1 protein-coding gene is annotated in these 1,170 nt (G+C 60.3%); it reads left to right on the forward strand.

Annotated features, from left to right (window positions below; translation table 11 throughout):
- Positions 1-1,170: filamentous hemagglutinin N-terminal domain-containing protein (locus EAE89_RS22925; protein WP_214086660.1), on the forward strand; the 1,170-nt coding region annotated here is incomplete at both ends.

Below are 1,170 nucleotides of genomic sequence, written 5' to 3' on the forward strand. Positions count from 1 at the left end.
GCGACCCCAGTCACCTTAACGGCTGGATTGAAGTGGCCGGACGCAAAGCCGAGGTGGTGATTGCCAATCCGTCCGGCATTACCTGTAACGGCTGTGGCTTTATCAACGCCCACCGCACCACGCTCACTACGGGTGAGGCCCGGATGGAGCAGGGTCACCTGAAAGGCTTTGACGTTAATCAGGGCGAAGTGCGGATTGAGGGGCAAGGGATGGACAGCCGGCAGCAAAATTACACCGACATCATTGCCCGTGCGGTTGCCCTCAACGCCAAATTACACGCGCAGGACCTGAAAGTAACCACCGGGCGCAATCGCGTGGATGCCGCGCACCAGCATATTGAGAAAAAATCCGCGGCAGAGGATGAGAAACCCCCGCTGTTCGCGCTGGACAGCTCAGCGTTAGGCGGGATGTATGCGCATAAAATTATCCTGGTCGGCACCGAAGCCGGCGTCGGGGTACGTAACGCCGGCGACATCGGGGTACCGGCGGGGGAAGTGCGCCTCACCGCCGACGGCCGGATTGAGAACCGGGGCACTATCAGCAGCCGGGATGCCCTGCAATTAACCAGTACCGCCGGGATAGACAATCAGGGCAAACTGCTGTCGCAATCGACGGTGACCCTGCAATCAGGCGAACACCTGAACAATCGTGGTCGGGTTGAGGCACGCGGGGATATTACGGCCACGGCACAGGCGATACAGAGTGACCGCCACAGTGTCTGGGCCGCCGGACTGGATGATAACGGCCACACCACCCGCCCCGGCTCCCTGACCCTGACCGCGCAGCAGGTTCAGGCTAACGGGAAAAATCTGGCCACCGACAGGCTGACCCTGCACAGCCAGCAGATTGACCTCAGCCACAGTCAAACCGTGGCGGGTAACATTCAGCTGACCGCCGGCCAGCCGGGAATAAGCACCGCACACGCCACGGTTAACGCAGACCGCCTGACCGCCAGTACACCGGGTCAGTTTAACAACGACGGCGGCCAGTTAGTGGCGCGGGCAATCCACCTCACCACACCGGATTTATCCAACCAGCAGGGAAAAATTAACCAGACCGGCAGCGGTGAACTGACGCTCCATACCCGCACCCTGAATAACCAGGAGGGGACCGTGTTCAATCAGGGGACATTGACCCTCACCACTGACCGGCTTAATAACCGTCAGGGCA

Source organism: Photorhabdus heterorhabditis, from assembly GCF_018448905.1.
GTDB classification, from domain to species: domain Bacteria; phylum Pseudomonadota; class Gammaproteobacteria; order Enterobacterales; family Enterobacteriaceae; genus Photorhabdus; species Photorhabdus heterorhabditis.